Annotated in this window: 11 protein-coding genes; 4 read left to right on the top strand and 7 right to left on the bottom strand. The window is 52.9% G+C overall.

From position 1 onward, the window contains the following. The first annotated feature begins 9 nt into the window (after window positions 1-9). The gene (gntT, locus tag AABJ99_RS01815) at window positions 10-1,326 is read left to right on the top strand and encodes a gluconate transporter (RefSeq protein WP_001131758.1); all 1,317 of its coding nucleotides are present in this window, start codon (window positions 10-12) and stop codon (window positions 1,324-1,326) included. 44 nt (window positions 1,327-1,370) lie between these two features. Here gntT and malQ read toward each other — a convergent pair whose 3' ends face one another. Continuing rightward, window positions 1,371-3,455, bottom strand: coding sequence for a 4-alpha-glucanotransferase (gene malQ / locus AABJ99_RS01810; RefSeq protein ID WP_039020615.1), 2,085 nt, complete (start codon window positions 3,453-3,455; stop codon window positions 1,371-1,373). Between the two features lie 9 nt (window positions 3,456-3,464). Continuing rightward, entirely contained in the window at window positions 3,465-5,858 is a 2,394-nt protein-coding gene (gene malP, locus AABJ99_RS01805) for a maltodextrin phosphorylase (protein ID WP_000081880.1), read from the bottom strand. Window positions 5,859-6,481: 623 nt separating this feature from the next. Here malP and malT point away from each other — a divergent pair. Then, the gene (malT, locus tag AABJ99_RS01800; protein ID WP_039020616.1) at window positions 6,482-9,187 is read left to right on the top strand and encodes an HTH-type transcriptional regulator MalT; all 2,706 of its coding nucleotides are present in this window, start codon (window positions 6,482-6,484) and stop codon (window positions 9,185-9,187) included. A 42-nt stretch (window positions 9,188-9,229) separates the two neighbouring features. Here the strand turns inward: malT and rtcA are convergent, their stop codons facing one another. Together rtcA and rtcB are read right to left on the bottom strand one after the other, a co-directional pair. Beyond that, complete coding sequence (rtcA, locus tag AABJ99_RS01795; RefSeq protein WP_039020617.1) at window positions 9,230-10,246, bottom strand: RNA 3'-terminal phosphate cyclase; 1,017 nt, start codon at window positions 10,244-10,246, stop codon at window positions 9,230-9,232. Between the two features lie 3 nt (window positions 10,247-10,249). After that, complete coding sequence (gene rtcB, locus AABJ99_RS01790) at window positions 10,250-11,476, bottom strand: RNA-splicing ligase RtcB (protein ID WP_338387484.1); 1,227 nt, start codon at window positions 11,474-11,476, stop codon at window positions 10,250-10,252. A gap of 188 nt (window positions 11,477-11,664) precedes the next feature. On the opposite strand from rtcB, the gene rtcR reads away from it, so the two are divergent. Further along, window positions 11,665-13,263 (top strand): DNA-binding transcriptional regulator RtcR, encoded by a 1,599-nt coding sequence (rtcR, locus tag AABJ99_RS01785; protein ID WP_039020619.1) that lies wholly within the window; start codon window positions 11,665-11,667, stop codon window positions 13,261-13,263. Here rtcR and AABJ99_RS01780 read toward each other — a convergent pair. The 3 genes from AABJ99_RS01780 to glpE are packed head-to-tail and all read right to left on the bottom strand — an operon-like array spanning window position 13,245 to window position 15,221. After that, entirely contained in the window at window positions 13,245-14,003 is a 759-nt protein-coding gene (locus AABJ99_RS01780) for a DeoR/GlpR family transcriptional regulator (RefSeq protein ID WP_000815098.1), read from the bottom strand. The two genes, rtcR and AABJ99_RS01780, sit on opposite strands and share 19 nt — an antisense overlap. A 16-nt stretch (window positions 14,004-14,019) precedes the next feature. Continuing rightward, entirely contained in the window at window positions 14,020-14,850 is an 831-nt protein-coding gene (gene glpG, locus AABJ99_RS01775; protein WP_338387483.1) for a rhomboid family intramembrane serine protease GlpG, read from the bottom strand. 44 nt (window positions 14,851-14,894) lie between these two features. Further along, on the bottom strand, window positions 14,895-15,221 hold the full coding sequence (gene glpE / locus AABJ99_RS01770) for a thiosulfate sulfurtransferase GlpE (RefSeq protein WP_000371928.1): 327 nt from the start codon (window positions 15,219-15,221) through the stop codon (window positions 14,895-14,897). 189 nt (window positions 15,222-15,410) lie between these two features. On the opposite strand from glpE, the gene glpD reads away from it, so the two are divergent. Continuing rightward, window positions 15,411-16,916 (top strand): glycerol-3-phosphate dehydrogenase, encoded by a 1,506-nt coding sequence (glpD, locus tag AABJ99_RS01765; protein ID WP_039020620.1) that lies wholly within the window; start codon window positions 15,411-15,413, stop codon window positions 16,914-16,916. Window positions 16,917-16,918 lie beyond the last annotated feature (2 nt).

Genomic DNA, 16,918 nt, shown 5'->3' with positions numbered 1-16,918 from the left:
AGGTAAATCATGCCATTAGTCATTGTTGCTATCGGTGTAATCTTGTTGTTGCTCCTGATGATCCGCTTCAAAATGAACGGCTTCATCGCTCTCGTCCTCGTGGCGCTTGCTGTTGGATTAATGCAGGGAATGCCGCTGGATAAAGTTATTGGCTCCATCAAAGCTGGTGTCGGCGGGACGCTCGGTAGCCTTGCCCTGATCATGGGTTTTGGCGCGATGCTGGGCAAAATGCTGGCAGACTGCGGTGGTGCACAGCGTATCGCCACCACGCTGATTGCCAAATTTGGTAAAAAACACATCCAATGGGCGGTAGTGTTAACCGGTTTTACCGTCGGTTTTGCCCTGTTCTATGAAGTGGGCTTCGTGCTAATGCTGCCGCTGGTGTTTACCATCGCGGCTTCCGCGAATATTCCGCTGCTGTATGTTGGTGTACCAATGGCGGCTGCGCTGTCTGTGACCCACGGCTTCCTGCCGCCACATCCGGGCCCAACTGCGATTGCCACCATTTTCAATGCCGATATGGGTAAGACCCTGCTGTACGGAACTATTCTGGCAATCCCGACCGTTATTCTCGCGGGTCCGGTTTACGCTCGCGTGCTGAAAGGTATCGATAAGCCAATCCCGGAAGGTCTGTACAGCGCGAAAACCTTCAGCGAAGAAGAGATGCCAAGCTTTGGCGTCAGCGTCTGGACTTCTCTGGTGCCGGTTGTGCTGATGGCGATGCGTGCAATTGCCGAAATGATCCTGCCGAAAGGTCACGCTTTCCTGCCGGTGGCGGAGTTCCTCGGTGACCCGGTAATGGCAACGCTGATTGCCGTGCTGATTGCGATGTTCACCTTTGGTCTGAACCGTGGTCGTTCAATGGATCAGATTAACGACACGCTGGTTTCTTCCATCAAAATCATCGCGATGATGCTGTTGATCATCGGTGGTGGCGGTGCGTTCAAGCAGGTGCTGGTAGACAGCGGCGTGGACAAATACATTGCTTCCATGATGCACGAAACCAACATTTCTCCGCTGCTGATGGCCTGGTCGATTGCCGCCGTACTGCGTATCGCGCTGGGTTCCGCAACCGTTGCGGCAATCACTGCGGGGGGTATCGCGGCACCACTGATTGCAACGACAGGCGTTAGCCCGGAACTGATGGTTATTGCGGTTGGTTCCGGTAGTGTGATTTTCTCTCACGTGAACGATCCGGGCTTCTGGCTGTTCAAAGAGTACTTTAACCTGACTATCGGCGAGACCATCAAGTCCTGGTCGATGCTGGAAACCATTATCTCGGTGTGCGGTCTGGTAGGCTGTCTGCTGCTGAATATGGTGATTTGATAACACTGACTGCCGGATGCATCGCATCCGGCATCAACCGCTCTCTACTGCTTCTTCGCAGCCGCTCTGCGCCGTCTGTCCAAATCCTTCAGCAACTTGTTCACGCCATCATCAGCAAACATCGTCTCAAGCGTTGCGGAAAGCTTGCGCCGCCAGTTTTTATACTGGTAACTGGTGCCGGGAATATTTACCGGTTCGGCCATATCCAGCCAGTCTTCTGGCTGTAGCCCTAACAGAGCACTGTTACTATCAGCGATATAACGTTGCAAACCACGATTAAGCATCGGCGTCATCGACATTAACGATGCCTTATGCCCCGCACGTTTTGGCAGGCAACCATGTTTATGCAGTGCATCCAGTAACCCTTGCTTCGCCAGTTCGCGATCCTGATACAGACCGCGCAATACCACTTCATCCGGGTACAGCCCCAGCGTTTTGCCCAGTGTTAAATCCCCGCTCTCCCAGTAGCCACGCAGTGTAGGCAGGTCGTGTGTCGCCGCAACCGCCATCGACTGCTCCGGATACGCTTTCGGCGCGCGGAATGTCTTCTCGTGGTCACTTTCGAAATAGAGCACTTTGTAGGAGTACACACCGCTACTGCGCAGTTTACCGACAATCTCTACCGGTACAGTGCCGAGGTCTTCACCAATCACCATGCAGCGATGGCGCTTACTTTCGAGTGCCAGAATCGAGAGCAGATCATCTACCGGATAGTGAACATACGCGCCCTGGTCTGCCGTCTCGCCATACGGTATCCACCACAAACGCAGCATCGACATCACATGGTCAATTCGCAACGCGCCGCAGTTTTGCATATTGGCACGCAACAGCTCGATAAACGGTTCATAGGCACGCGCGGTGATGATATGCGGATCCATCGGCGGCAATCCCCAGTTCTGCCCCAGCGGGCCGAGGATATCCGGCGGTGCGCCCACCGACGCTGTCAGGCAATACAACTCCCGGTCGCACCAGGTTTCTGCTCCACCCTCTGCTACGCCAACCGCCAGATCACGGTACAAGCCAATCGGCATTTCATGGCCCTGGCTTATCTCCCAGCAGGCGGCAAACTGGCTGTAAGCCAGCCACTGCAACCAGAGATAAAAATCGACGTCATCACGATGTTCTTCGCAGAACTGACGCACTTCTGGTGAATCCACGTTCTGATACATCTCTGGCCATGCAGGCCAGCCCCAGCGCATTTCGTCTTCTTTCACTTGCTGGGCATGTAACGCGTCAAACGCCGCCTGCCAGAACAGGCTGTCGCCCTGCTCTGCAACAAACTGGCGAAACGCGGCCATCTGCTCATCATCACGTTGCGCAAAACCTTTCCACGCCATCCGCAATGCTGTCATTTTCAGCGCAGTGACGGTGGAGTAATCGACCCAGTCGGCATCCCGTGCCTGTTGCAGCGTCTGTTGCGTGGTCGGTAACTGCCACCAGGCCTGAGCCTCTTCGCTAAGATGGAAATCTTCGACGGCGTTAACGTCGATATAAACCACATTTAGCCAGCGACGAGAAGACGGGCTATACGGACTGGCACTTTCCGGATTTGCCGGATAGAGCGCATGAATCGGGTTCAGACCGATGAAAGCCCCGCCACGTTTTGCCACATCCACCAGCATCACTTTGAGATCGCCAAAATCCCCAATACCCCAGTTTTTTTCCGATCGCAGCGTATAAAGCTGGACGCAGGCGCCCCACAGCTTTTGTTTATTCAGCAACGCCTGCGGTTCGTAACAGCGTTTCGGGGCGACAATCACCCGACAATGCGCGCGCTGGTCGTCCTGGGTGAGTGTCAACGTGTGATAACCTTCCGGCAACTTCGTCGGTAAATTGAACGCTTTGCCCCCCGTTACATGGCCTTTGTACTGCGTTCCTTCTTCAGTGGTCAGCAGCCAGCTATATTCGCCGCTGCCCTCCACCGCCATCGGCATTTTTTTGCCGCTGGTATAGACCATGACATTCGGGACTGGCGTTACCGCCACTTTCGTGGCGATACGTTGATGCATCGCGTCAAGCAAACGCCGTTTGGTTTCGGCGCTAATCGACTGCGGTTTACCGTGGGCATTGATGTAATTGGGGCTGATCCCCGCCGCCAGCGCGGCATTATCCAGACGTTTGCTTTCCATCGAGCTTCCTTAGCGTTTTGCCTGCCAGATACGAGCCTGATAATCGCGAATAGAGCGATCCGAGCTAAACATACCGCAGCGGGCGGTATTGAGGATCGCCGCGCGAGTCCAGGCCTCCTGGTCGCGGTACAGCACATCCACCTGCTTTTGTGCCTCTACATAGGCTGCGAAATCCGCCATTACCAGATACGGATCGCCGCCCTGTTTGCCGATACTGTGCAGCATCTGGTCGAAGGCATGCTTATCGCCGTCGCTGTATTTACCGCTTTCCAGCTCTTTCAATACTGCGTCCAGCACCTTATCTTTCTTCCGCCATTTCACCGGGTCGTAGCCTTTGGCCAGAATTGCCTTCACTTGTTCCACGGTATGACCAAAAATAAAGATATTTTCTTCACCAACTTTTTCGGCGATTTCGACGTTAGCACCATCCAGCGTACCGACAGTAAGCGCACCATTGAGCGCCAGTTTCATATTGCCGGTACCGGAAGCTTCTTTACCTGCAGTCGAAATTTGTTCGGAGATATCCGCCGCCGGGATCAGTTTTTCCGCCGCCGAAACGCAATAATCCGGCAGGAACACCACCTTCAATTTGTCGCCAACCTGTGGATCGTTGTTGATCACATCAGCCACTTTGTTGATCGCAAAGATAATATTCTTCGCCAGGTAGTAGCCCGGTGCGGCTTTCGCGCCGAAGAGGAAAACGCGCGGTACGCGGTCAGCCTGCGGGTTTTCACGAATCTCTTTGTACAACGCCAGAATATGCAGCAGATTCAGGTGCTGACGTTTGTACTCATGCAAGCGTTTGATCTGAATATCGAAAATCGCCTGTGGATTGATCTCAATACCGGTACGAACTTTCACAAACTCTGCCAGACGGACTTTATTCGCCTGCTTGATCTCGCGATATTGCTGGCGGAATTTCGCATCATCAGCGAATTTTTCCAGATTGATCAGTTGATCGAGATCGTTAGCCCACTCTTTTTCCAGTGATTTATCCAACAGAGCCGCAAGTGCCGGGTTGCACTGTTTGATCCAGCGACGAGGGGTAATACCATTGGTGACGTTATGGAATTTGTTCGGCCACAGCTGGTGATATTCCGGGAACAGATCTTTCACCACCAGATCTGAATGCAGCGCCGCTACACCGTTCACCGCGAAACCGCCAACTACACACAGGTTCGCCATATGCACCTGTTTGTCGTGCACCACCGCCAGTTTGGCCCACACTTTGTCATCGCCCGGCCAGGTTTTCTCCACCAGCGTTTTAAAGCGAGTATTGATTTCGTTAATAATCTGCATGTGGCGCGGCAGTAAGCCTTTCACTAGCTTCACATCCCAGCGTTCCAGCGCTTCTGGCATCAGGGTATGGTTGGTGTAAGCAAAAGTTTTGCTGGTGATGGCCCAGGCGTCATCCCAGCTCATCTGATGCTCATCAATCAGCACGCGCAGCAGCTCTGGAATGGCAATAGTCGGGTGGGTATCGTTCAGTTGAATAACTTCGTAATCTGCCAGCTCGTGCAGTTTACGCCCCGCCAGATGATGGCGACGCAGAATATCCGCTACCGAACAAGCACACTGGAAGTATTGCTGCATCAGGCGCAGCTTTTTACCGGCAGTATGGTTGTCGTTTGGATAGAGGACTTTGGTCAGTTTTTCCGCGTTGATGCCCTGTTGTTCGGCACGCAGGAAATCTCCGTCGTTAAATTTTGTCAGATCAAACGGATGCGCATGCGTCGCCTGCCACAGACGCAGCGGCTGCGCCACGCCATTACGATAACCGACAACGGGAAGATCCCACGCTTGACCGGTAATGGTAAATTCCGGCTCCCAGCGTCCGTCTTTCGTCACTTTACCGCCAATTCCTACCTGCACATCCAGTGCTTCGTTGTGGCGGAACCACGGGTAGTTACCGCGATGCCAGTCATCCGGCGCTTCAACCTGTTTGCCATCGACAAAAGACTGGCGGAACAAGCCATATTGATAGTTAAGACCATAACCCGTCGCAGACTGACCGACAGTTGCCATTGAGTCGAGGAAGCACGCAGCCAGACGTCCCAGACCACCGTTACCCAGCGCCGGGTCGATCTCTTCTTCCAGCAGGTCAGTCAGGTTGATGTCATAAGCCTTCAACGAATCCTGTACATCCTGATACCAGCCAAGATTCAACAGGTTGTTACCCGTCAGGCGTCCAATCAAAAACTCCATTGAGATATAGTTAACATGTCGCTGATTGGCCACCGGTTTAGCGAATGGCTGGGCACGTAGCATTTCCGCCAGGGCTTCACTCACTGCCAGCCACCACTGGCGAGGGGTCATTTCAGCCGCAGAATTTAAGCCATAACGCTGCCACTGACGTGAAAGCGCTTCCTGAAATTGCTTATCGTTAAAAATAGGTTGTGACATAGGAGTTCCACTTTTCTTAGATTTTCAACACAACGTTATCGCTAGTTTGCCAGGCTCGATGTTGACCTTCCTCATCCTGCGGGGGATTAGGCAGGGAGGAGTTGCGGGGATGAGCAAGGAAATGTGATCTCGACCACTTAAACCTAGTGCAATCCACAGGATTAGCAGCAAATCAATGCCATACAGCGCAGAAAATCTGTATCTAAGTGCAAAAAATGGCCGTTGTGTATTTTCAAAAGGCGGAAGGTAACTCTATAAATTAAGTAAAGGAGTGAAACAGTTTCATAAGTAAAACATCCAGTTTGCTCCATCTCATTCTTAATAGGTTTATTAAGATCCTCTTTTTAGATGGCTCTTTCATCAGGAATTGAGAAGACTCCCTTGCTTAAATGAAACTGATGAACATGAGGAAAATACCGTAAAACCCAGTATTCACGCTGCATCAGCGTCGTTATTAGGTGAGTTGTTAATAAACATTTGGAATTGTGACACAGTGCAAATTCAGACACATAAAAAAACGTCATCGCTTGCATTAGAAGGGTTTCTGGCCGACCTTATAACCATTAATTACGAAGCGCAAAAAAAATAATATTTCCTCATTTTCCACAGTGAAGTGATTAACTATGCTGATTCCGTCAAAATTAAGTCGTCCGGTTCGACTCGACCATACCGTGGTTCGTGAGCGCCTGCTGGCTAAACTTTCCGGCGCGAACAACTTCCGGCTGGCGCTGATCACGAGTCCTGCGGGCTACGGAAAAACCACACTCATTTCTCAATGGGCGGCAGGCAAAAACGATTTAGGCTGGTACTCGCTGGATGAGGGCGATAACCAGCAAGAGCGTTTCGCCAGCTATTTCATTGCCGCCGTGCAACAGGCAACCAACGGTCACTGTGCGATTTGTGAGACGATGGCGCAAAAACGGCAATATGCCAGCCTGACGTCACTCTTTGCCCAGCTTTTCATTGAGCTGGCGGAATGGCATAGCCCACTTTATCTGGTCATCGATGACTACCATCTGATCACTAATCCGGTGATCCACGAGTCAATGCGCTTCTTTATTCGCCATCAACCAGAAAATCTCACCCTGGTGGTGCTGTCACGCAATCTTCCGCAACTGGGCATTGCCAATCTGCGTGTTCGCGACCAACTGCTGGAAATTGGCAGTCAGCAACTGGCGTTTACCCATCAGGAAGCGAAGCAGTTTTTTGATTGCCGCCTGTCATCGCCGATTGAAGCGGCAGAAAGCAGCCGGATTTGCGATGACGTTTCCGGTTGGGCGACTGCGCTACAGTTAATTGCCCTCTCCGCCCGGCAGAATACCCACTCAGCCCATAAGTCGGCACGTCGCCTGGCGGGAATCAATGCCAGTCATCTTTCGGATTATCTGGTCGATGAGGTTTTGGACAACGTCGATCTCACAACGCGCCATTTTCTGTTGAAAAGCGCCATTTTGCGCTCAATGAACGATGCACTCATCACACGTGTGACCGGCGAAGAAAACGGGCAAATGCGCCTCGAAGAGATTGAGCGTCAGGGGCTGTTTTTACAGCGGATGGATGATACCGGCGAGTGGTTCTGCTATCACCCGCTGTTTGGCAACTTCCTGCGCCAGCGCTGCCAGTGGGAACTGGCGGCGGAGCTGCCGAAAATCCACAGTGCCGCCGCAGAAAGCTGGATGGCCCAGGGATTCCCCAGCGAAGCGATTCATCATGCGCTGGCGGCAGGCGATGCGCTGATGCTGCGCGATATTCTGCTTAATCACGCCTGGAGTCTGTTCAACCATAGCGAACTGTCGCTACTGGAAGAGTCGCTTAAGGCCCTGCCGTGGGACAGTTTGCTGGAAAATCCGCAGTTGGTGTTATTGCAGGCGTGGCTGATGCAAAGCCAACATCGCTACGGCGAAGTTAACACCCTGCTGGCCCGTGCTGAACATGAAATCAAGGACATCAGAGAAGGCACCATGCACGCAGAATTTAACGCTCTGCGCGCCCAGGTTGCAATTAACGATGGTAATCCGGATGAAGCGGAACGGCTGGCAAAACTGGCACTGGAAGAACTGCCTCCGGGCTGGTTCTATAGCCGCATTGTAGCAACCTCAGTGCTGGGTGAAGTATTGCACTGCAAAGGCGAATTGACCCGCTCACTGGCGTTAATGCAGCAAACCGAACAGATGGCACGCCAGCACGATGTCTGGCACTACGCCTTATGGAGTTTAATCCAGCAAAGCGAAATTCTGTTTGCTCAGGGTTTCCTGCAAACCGCGTGGGAAACGCAGGAAAAAGCATTCCAGCTGATCAACGAGCAGCATCTGGAACAGCTGCCAATGCATGAATTTCTGGTACGTATCCGAGCACAACTGTTATGGGCCTGGGCACGGCTGGACGAAGCCGAAGCATCGGCACGCAGCGGGATTGAAGTTTTGTCGTCTTATCAGCCACAGCAACAGCTCCAGTGCCTGGCAATGTTGATTCAATGCTCGCTGGCCCGAGGTGATTTGGATAACGCCCGTAGCCAACTGAATCGTCTGGAAAACCTGCTGGGAAATGGCAAATATCACAGCGACTGGATCTCTAACGCCAACAAAGTCCGGGTCATTTACTGGCAAATGACCGGCGACAAAGCTGCCGCCGCCAACTGGTTGCGTCACACAGCCAAACCGGAGTTTGCGAATAACCACTTCCTGCAAGGTCAATGGCGCAACATCGCCCGTGCACAAATATTGCTGGGCGAGTTTGAACCGGCAGAAATTGTTCTTGAAGAACTCAATGAAAACGCCCGCAGTCTGCGGTTAATGAGCGATCTCAACCGTAACCTGTTGCTGCTTAATCAACTATACTGGCAGGCTGGTCGCAAAAATGATGCCCAGCGTGTGTTGCTGGAGGCATTAAAACTGGCGAATCGTACCGGATTTATCAGTCACTTTGTCATCGAAGGCGAAGCGATGGCGCAACAGTTACGCCAACTGATTCAACTCAATACGTTGCCTGAGTTGGAACAGCATCGCGCACAGCGTATTCTGCGGGAAATAAATCAACATCATCGGCATAAATTCGCCCATTTTGATGAGAATTTCGTTGAACGTCTGCTAAATCATCCGGAAGTACCAGAATTGATCCGTACCAGCCCGCTGACCCAACGCGAATGGCAGGTATTGGGGCTGATTTACTCCGGTTACAGCAATGAACAAATTGCAGGCGAGCTGGAAGTGGCGGCAACCACCATCAAAACGCATATCCGCAATCTGTACCAAAAACTCGGTGTCGCCCACCGTCAGGCCGCGGTACAACACGCGCAGAAACTGCTGAAGATGATGGGATATGGGGTGTGAGTTTAGCCGGATAATACGTCGGATCCGGCTTACATCTTTATATCATTCAATGCTCACCCGCGTTACGCCATCCGCCTCCACCAGACTAAACCGCACTGGCAAGAAACGCTCCACCACCGCGATATTGGTCAGCAGATGGCATGAGGGATGGGCGACCGTAAATTCTCCCGCGCCCGCCAGCGCCATCGGTAGCACCAACTGGTCGGCGAGATATTCCCCTACCGCCGCCGGGCTCGCCAGGTAACGTTTCACCTCTTGCACTAACTGCGCAGCCACCACTTCGGCACTGACGCGCTTTTCACCGACGACAAAAAAGCGTTCAGTGATATTTTCACTTTCGACTTCAAGCGAGACGGTATTACCCGGCCCCTGGTCGCGCGGCAGGTTATGAATATTCTGCTCATGCAGGGAAAAACTACCCGCCAACGTAGCGATTTCACGCTCAGCGACATGGCGTGGCACACCAGCCAGTAGCACCTCTCCACGCATCTGCACAATGTTCCCGCGCTCGCCAAGTTGCAAAGTGTTAAACGATGCCACGGACGAGACTTCCGTCGCCACCACGCCGCCTCCGGCAGGATAAAAACCGTGACGTAACAGCGTGGTTTGCTGATGAATTCCTATTTTTGCCAGCAGCGGCTCCAGCACCCGGCGGATAAAATCTGCAGGCGGGGCCGACGGGTTATCGGTACCTCCGCTCACTTCAACACGAGAAGGACCATCGGCAAACCACAGCGCGGGCAGTACCGTTTGTAGTACCAGCGTGCAACTTCCGGCGCTACCAATAGCAAAGCGGTAGTCGCCACCGCGCACGGTACCGGGCCGGAAGACCAGACGCTGCGACCCCAGCTCCGCGCCCTCCACCGTTGCTCCGCAAATTTCCGTCGCCGCCTTTACAGCCGTCAGATGCTGGCGCAACAGCCCCGGTTTCGCCCGCCCGGCGCGAATGCCGGTGATGGTAAATGGCTGGCCGGTTATCATCGACAGACTCAGCGCCGAGCGCAGGATCTGCCCGCCGCCTTCGCCCTGTGCGCCATCCAGCGCAATCATCCTTTTCATCATTTATCCTTTTACACACACCACCTGACGCAGGGTGTAGATAACTTCCACCAGATCGCTTTGTGCCGCCATCACCGCGTCGATATCTTTATACGCCATCGGGATTTCGTCGATCACTTCGGCATCTTTACGGCATTCCACATGCGCGGTGGCACGAATTTGATCTTCCACGCTGAACAGTTTTTTCGCTTTAGTACGGCTCATTACCCGCCCGGCACCGTGGCTGCACGAACAGAACGACTCTTCATTTCCCAGCCCACGGACAATAAAGCTTTTCGCCCCTATCGAACCGGGAATAATTCCATATTGACCAGCACGCGCAGACACCGCGCCTTTACGCGTCACATAGATCTCTTCGCCAAAGTGCTGTTCTTTTTGCACATAGTTGTGGTGACAGTTGATCTCTTCCATCGCCAGCGTTTGTGGCTGTCTTACCGTTTTCTGCGTAACGCTCTGCAACGCCGTTACCACATTTTCCATCATCGCATCGCGGTTAAGGCTGGCAAAAAGCTGCGCCCAGGCCACCGCTTTCAGGTAATCATCAAAGTATTCCGTACCTTCCATAAAGTACGCCAGGTCACGCGATGGCAACGTTTCAAGTGTTTCCTGCATCTCTTTTTGCGCCAGATCGATAAAGTAAGTTCCGATGGCATTACCGATTCCGCGTGAACCGGAGTGCAGCATAATCCACACCTGGTCCGACTCATCAAGGCAGATTTCAATAAAGTGGTTACCGGTTCCCAGCGTTCCCAGGTGTTTATAGTTATTGGTATTAAGGAAACGCGGATATTTTTGCGTTAACCACTGATAACCGGCTTCAAGCTCAGCCCATTTCGCATCGACGTTAACAGGCGGGTTTTCCCATGCGCCTTTATCACGTTTACAACGGCCTGTGGTACGCCCATGCGGCACGGCAGTTTCAATTGCCTGACGCAGCTCCGCCAGGTTTTCAGGCAGGTCAGCCGCCGTTAACGCGGTACGCAGCGCGTTCATTCCACAACCGATATCTACCCCCACCGCCGCCGGAATAATCGCTCCTTTGGTTGGGATCACGCTACCAATGGTGGAACCTTTACCCAGATGTACATCAGGCATTACCGCAATATGTTTGAAAATAAACGGCATCTTCGCCGTATTAATAAGTTGCTGACGCGCATCGTCTTCTACCGGTACGCCTTTGGTCCACATTTTTACCGGGACATTTTCAGTGGTCAGTAATTCGTAATTCATTTTGTTTTTCTCTTTTCGTTGTTTGCTGTCCAGATAATTGCAACTGTCGTGCCAGAAAATTAAATAAGCAGATTAATTTTTTAATTCATTGTTTTTAAATAGATAAAATCTTCCAGTCCGTAAACGGAGATTTTCCACGAAGCCAATTTACCGATAATGAAATATCGTCTTTTATAAGGATATCTAAGATGCGTAAAACAGTGGCTTTTGGCTTTGTCGGCACCGTACTGGATTATGCCGGGCGCGGCAGTCAGCGCTGGTCGAAATGGCGTCCGTCACTCTGTCTATGCCAGCAAGAATCGTTAGTCATCGATCGACTGGAATTGTTGCACGACGCCCGCTCACGCTCGCTGTTTGAAACGCTTAAACGCGATATCGCCAATGTTTCGCCAGAAACAGAAGTGGTGGGCGTTGAGATTGAACTGCATAACCCGTGGGATTTCGAGGAGGTTTACGCCTGCCTGCATGATTTCGCCCGTGGTTACGCGTTCGAACCTGATAAAGAAGACTATTTAATTCACATCACCACCGGTACCCACGTCGCGCAGATTTGCTGGTTTCTGCTGGCGGAAGCACGTTACCTGCCCGCCAGGTTAATACAATCTTCGCCACCGCGTAAAAAAGAACAGCCGCGCGGTGCAGGTGAAGTGACAATTATCGATCTCGATTTAAGCCGTTATAACGCTATAGCCAGCCGCTTTGCCGAAGAACGCCAGCAAACCCTCGATTTCCTCAAATCCGGCATTGCCACGCGTAACGCCCACTTCAACCGCATGATTGAGCAGATCGAAAAAGTGGCGATCAAATCTCGCGCACCGATCCTGCTTAACGGCCCGACCGGTGCGGGTAAGTCGTTTCTGGCACGACGCATCTTCGAGTTAAAACAGGCGCGGCATCAGTTTAGCGGCGCGTTTGTGGAGGTGAACTGTGCCACTCTGCGCGGCGATACCGCCATGTCCGCGCTGTTTGGTCATGTGAAAGGCGCGTTTACCGGGGCGCGGGAATCTCGTGAAGGATTATTACGCAGCGCCAACGGCGGCATGTTGTTTCTTGATGAGATTGGCGAACTGGGCGCAGACGAACAGGCGATGTTGCTGAAAGCCATTGAAGAGAAAACCTTTTACCCGTTTGGCAGCGATCGCCAGGTGAGCAGTGATTTTCAGCTGATCGCCGGAACGGTGCGCGATTTGCGCCAGCTGGTTGCCGAAGGCAAATTTCGCGAAGACCTGTACGCGCGGATTAATCTCTGGACCTTCACCCTGCCGGGGCTACGCCAGCGCCAGGAAGATATTGAACCTAACCTGGATTATGAAGTGGAGCGCCACGCCTCACTTACCGGCGACAGCGTGCGTTTTAACACCGAAGCGAGGCGCGCCTGGCTGGCCTTTGCGACATCATCTCAGGCAGCATGGCGCGGTAACTTTCGCGAACTTTCTGCCAGCGTCACACGCATGGCGACGTTTGCCGATAGTGGGCGTATCACCCTTGAAACCGTAGAAGATGAGATAAACCGTCTACGCTACAACTGGCAGGATAGCCGCTCTTCTGCGCTTAAGCAGCTACTGGGCGCTGAAGCGGAAAACATCGACCTCTTTGATCGGCTGCAACTGGAACACGTTATCGCTATCTGCCGTCAGGCAAAATCGCTTTCCGCTGCCGGGCGTGAACTCTTTGATGTTTCGCGCCAGGGCAAAGCCAGCGTCAACGACGCGGATCGGCTACGCAAATACCTGGCGCGTTTTGGTCTGACGTGGGAAGCCGTGCAGGATCAGCACAGCTCCAGCTGAATATGATGGTCTGTCAGCACCTGCATCACGCTCGCTGGTGGCGGGGCGTCGGTGTAGACGGCATCGACCATGCTGATGCTGCCCATATTGACCATCGCATTACGGCCAAATTTCGAGTGATCGACAACCAGCATAACGTGGCGCGAGTTCTCAATAATAGCGCGTTTGGTGCGAACTTCGTGGTAATCGAACTCCAGCAGCGAGCCGTCGCTATCGATGCCGCTGATCCCCAGAATCCCGAAATCAAGGCGGAACTGGGAGATAAAATCGAGCGTCGCTTCGCCAATGATCCCACCATCGCGGCTGCGTAATTCGCCACCTGCAAGAATGATGCGAAAATCTTCTTTTACCATCAGCGTGTTAGCGACGTTGAGATTGTTGGTCACAATGCGCAAATTGCTGTGATTAAGCAGCGCGTGCGCCACCGCTTCCGGCGTGGTGCCGATATCAATAAATAGCGTCGAGCCGTTAGGAATTTGCTCCGCCACTTTACGGGCAATACGCTCTTTTTCTTCGGTCTGGGTGGCCTTACGATCGTGCCACGGCGTGTTAACCGAACTGGAAGGCAGTGCCGCGCCGCCATGGTGACGCAGGATCAGGTTTTGCTCCGCCAGCTCGTTGAGGTCACGACGAATAGTCTGCGGACTGACGGAGAAGTGTTCCACCAGTTCTTCGGTGCTGACATAACCCTGCTGTTTAACCAGTTCAATAATACCGTTGTGACGTTGTGTTTGTTTCATTTATAAATCCCTGGAATTATTTTCGTTTTCGCGCATTAAGCGAATCAACAAAAGCCATCGCTAAACCCACGGCTAACCCGGCGATGTGTGCTCCGTTCGCCATCGACATCCCAAACAAATCAAACCATCCGGCGACAATCCAGATCAGTGCAAAGATGATTAACCCACGTTGCAGGTAAATGCCACTTTGCGGATCGCGTTCGCCGCGTAGCCAGACGTACCCCATCAGTGCATACACCACGCCAGAAAGCCCGCCAAACCACGGCCCGCTGAATTTTTGCTGCACATAGCCGCTTAACAGGGCGCTAATCAGAGTAATGACAATTAGCTTACCGCTACCGAGACGTTTTTCCACCGCGCCGCCGAGATACCACCACCAGAGCAGGTTAAAGAGGATATGCATCAGCGAGAAGTGCATTAATGCATGAGTGAAGTAACGCCAGAACTCAAATTTCAGTGTCGGATCGAATGGCCAGGCCAGCCATAACATCACTTCCTGATCACCGAGAATTTGCATGGCGATAAACACCACCACGCAGGCGATCATCATCACCCAGGTCACCGGACCTGCGCGTTCACGCAAGGCAGCAAAGAAGGGATAACGGCGATAATGCAGGCCGCTGCCGGTATGGCCCGCCTGCCAGCTGGCCGCCAGATAACGAGGATCTGCCGGGTTTTCGAGAAAACGCGCCAGCTCCGCCCGCGCGCGTTCGGCCTGGGACTCATCCGCCAGCCAGACATCGCTTTGGTTATGTTGTTGAATCGTGAGGATAACACCCTGCGTCGCCATGTAATCAACAAACGCCTGCGCCACGCGGGGGTTAGCAAAAGAGGTAATCATCAACATCGTTGCTGTCGCTTATTCCACACAAAAGGGGACAGTATAAAGCGTTACGCGCCGTACGCCACCTCTGCAGGAAACTGACGCTGCCAGGCTTCAAAGCCGCCATCAATGCTGTAGACCACATCGTAGCCCTGTTGTAGCAGATACTGCGCCGCGCCTTTGCTGCTATTACCGTGGTAACACATCACCATGACTGGCGTATCGAAGTCGTTATCACGCATAAACGCGCCCAATGTGTCGTTGGTTAAATGGAAAGCCTGCACCGCATGCCCCATTGCGAAACTCTGTGGATCGCGAATATCGACCAGCACCGCCTCTTTTTCCTGCAACTTCTGGTGCGCGTCGGCAACGTTAATACATTCGAACTGATCCATGCGTCTCTCTTTCTTTACAAACAAGTGGGCAAATTTACCGCACAGTTTACGTCGAAGCGGCAGATAAACGCCATAATGTTATACATATCACTCTAAAATGTTTTTTCAATGTTACCCAAAGCGCGATTCTTTGCTAATATGTTCGATAACGAACATTTATGAGCTTTAACGAAAGTGAATGAGGGCAGCATGGAAACCAAAGATCTGATTGTGATAGGTGGCGGCATCAATGGTGCTGGTATCGCGGCAGACGCCGCTGGACGCGGTTTATCCGTGCTGATGCTGGAGGCGCAGGATCTCGCTTGTGCGACCTCTTCCGCCAGTTCAAAACTCATTCATGGTGGCCTGCGCTACCTTGAGCACTATGAATTCCGCCTGGTCAGCGAGGCGCTGGCTGAACGTGAAGTGTTGCTGAAAATGGCCCCCCATATCGCGTTCCCGATGCGTTTTCGCCTGCCGCATCGCCCGCATCTGCGTCCGGCGTGGATGATCCGTATTGGTCTGTTTATGTACGATCATCTGGGTAAGCGTACCAGCCTGCCGGGATCTACCGGTTTGCGTTTTGGCGCAAATTCAGTGTTAAAACCGGAAATTAAGCGCGGATTCGAATATTCCGACTGTTGGGTAGACGACGCCCGTCTGGTACTCGCCAACGCCCAGATGGTGGTGCGTAAAGGCGGTGAAGTGCTTACCCGTACTCGTGCCACTTCTGCTCGCCGCGAAAACGGCCTGTGGATTGTGGAAGCAGAAGATATTGATACCGGTAAAAAATACAGCTGGCAGGCACGCGGTCTGGTGAACGCCACCGGCCCGTGGGTGAAGCAGTTCTTCGACGACGGGATGCATCTACCCTCACCTTATGGCATTCGCCTGATCAAAGGCAGCCATATTGTCGTGCCGCGTGTGCATACCCAGAAGCAAGCCTACATTCTGCAAAACGAAGATAAACGTATTGTCTTCGTGATCCCGTGGATGGACGAGTTTTCCATCATCGGCACCACCGATGTGGAATACAAAGGTGATCCAAAAGCAGTGAAGATTGAAGAGAGTGAAATCAATTACCTGCTGAAAGTGTATAACACGCACTTTAAAAAGCAGTTAAGCCGGGACGATATCGTCTGGACCTACTCCGGTGTGCGTCCGCTGTGTGATGATGAATCTGATTCGCCGCAGGCCATTACCCGTGATTACACCCTTGATATCCATGATGAAAACGGCAAAGCTCCGCTGTTATCGGTATTCGGCGGTAAGCTGACCACCTACCGCAAACTGGCAGAGCACGCGCTGGAAAAACTGACGCCGTATTATCAGGGTATTGGCCCGGCGTGGACGAAAGAGAGCGTGCTGCCGGGTGGTGCCATCGAGGGCGACCGCGACGATTATGCCGCCCGCCTGCGCCGCCGTTATCCGTTCCTGACCGAATCGCTGGCACGTCACTACGCGCGCACTTACGGCAGCAACAGCGAGCTGCTGCTCGGCAATGCGGGGGCGGTAAGCGATCTTGGGGAGGATTTCGGGCATGAGTTCTACGAAGCGGAGCTGAAATATCTGGTCGACCACGAATGGGTCCGCCGCGCCGACGATGCCCTGTGGCGTCGCACAAAACAAGGCATGTGGCTGAATGCGGATCAACAATCTCGTGTGAGTCAGTGGCTGGGGGAGTATACGCAGCAGAGGTTGTCTCTGGCGTCGTAAGG

The sequence above is a fragment of the Escherichia coli genome (assembly GCF_036503815.1).
GTDB classification, from domain to species: Bacteria; Pseudomonadota; Gammaproteobacteria; order Enterobacterales; family Enterobacteriaceae; genus Escherichia; species Escherichia coli_F.
Note: the sequence above shows the minus strand (reverse complement) of the source record. Positions and strands in the feature narration are given on the sequence as shown.

Excerpts from the sequence above, each read along its gene's own strand:
- gntT (WP_001131758.1), top strand. The coding sequence starts at position 10 with ATGCCATTAGTCATTGTTGCTATCGGTGTAATCTTGTTGTTGCTCCTG.
- rtcB (WP_338387484.1), bottom strand. The coding sequence starts at position 11,476 with ATGAATTACGAATTACTGACCACTGAAAATGTCCCGGTAAAAATGTGG.
- malT (WP_039020616.1), top strand. The coding sequence starts at position 6,482 with ATGCTGATTCCGTCAAAATTAAGTCGTCCGGTTCGACTCGACCATACC.
- rtcA (WP_039020617.1), bottom strand. The coding sequence starts at position 10,246 with ATGAAAAGGATGATTGCGCTGGATGGCGCACAGGGCGAAGGCGGCGGG.
- glpG (WP_338387483.1), bottom strand. The coding sequence starts at position 14,850 with ATGTTGATGATTACCTCTTTTGCTAACCCCCGCGTGGCGCAGGCGTTT.
- AABJ99_RS01780 (WP_000815098.1), bottom strand. The coding sequence starts at position 14,003 with ATGAAACAAACACAACGTCACAACGGTATTATTGAACTGGTTAAACAG.
- rtcR (WP_039020619.1), top strand. The coding sequence starts at position 11,665 with ATGCGTAAAACAGTGGCTTTTGGCTTTGTCGGCACCGTACTGGATTAT.
- glpD (WP_039020620.1), top strand. The coding sequence starts at position 15,411 with ATGGAAACCAAAGATCTGATTGTGATAGGTGGCGGCATCAATGGTGCT.
- malP (WP_000081880.1), bottom strand. The coding sequence starts at position 5,858 with ATGTCACAACCTATTTTTAACGATAAGCAATTTCAGGAAGCGCTTTCA.
- glpE (WP_000371928.1), bottom strand. The coding sequence starts at position 15,221 with ATGGATCAGTTCGAATGTATTAACGTTGCCGACGCGCACCAGAAGTTG.
- malQ (WP_039020615.1), bottom strand. The coding sequence starts at position 3,455 with ATGGAAAGCAAACGTCTGGATAATGCCGCGCTGGCGGCGGGGATCAGC.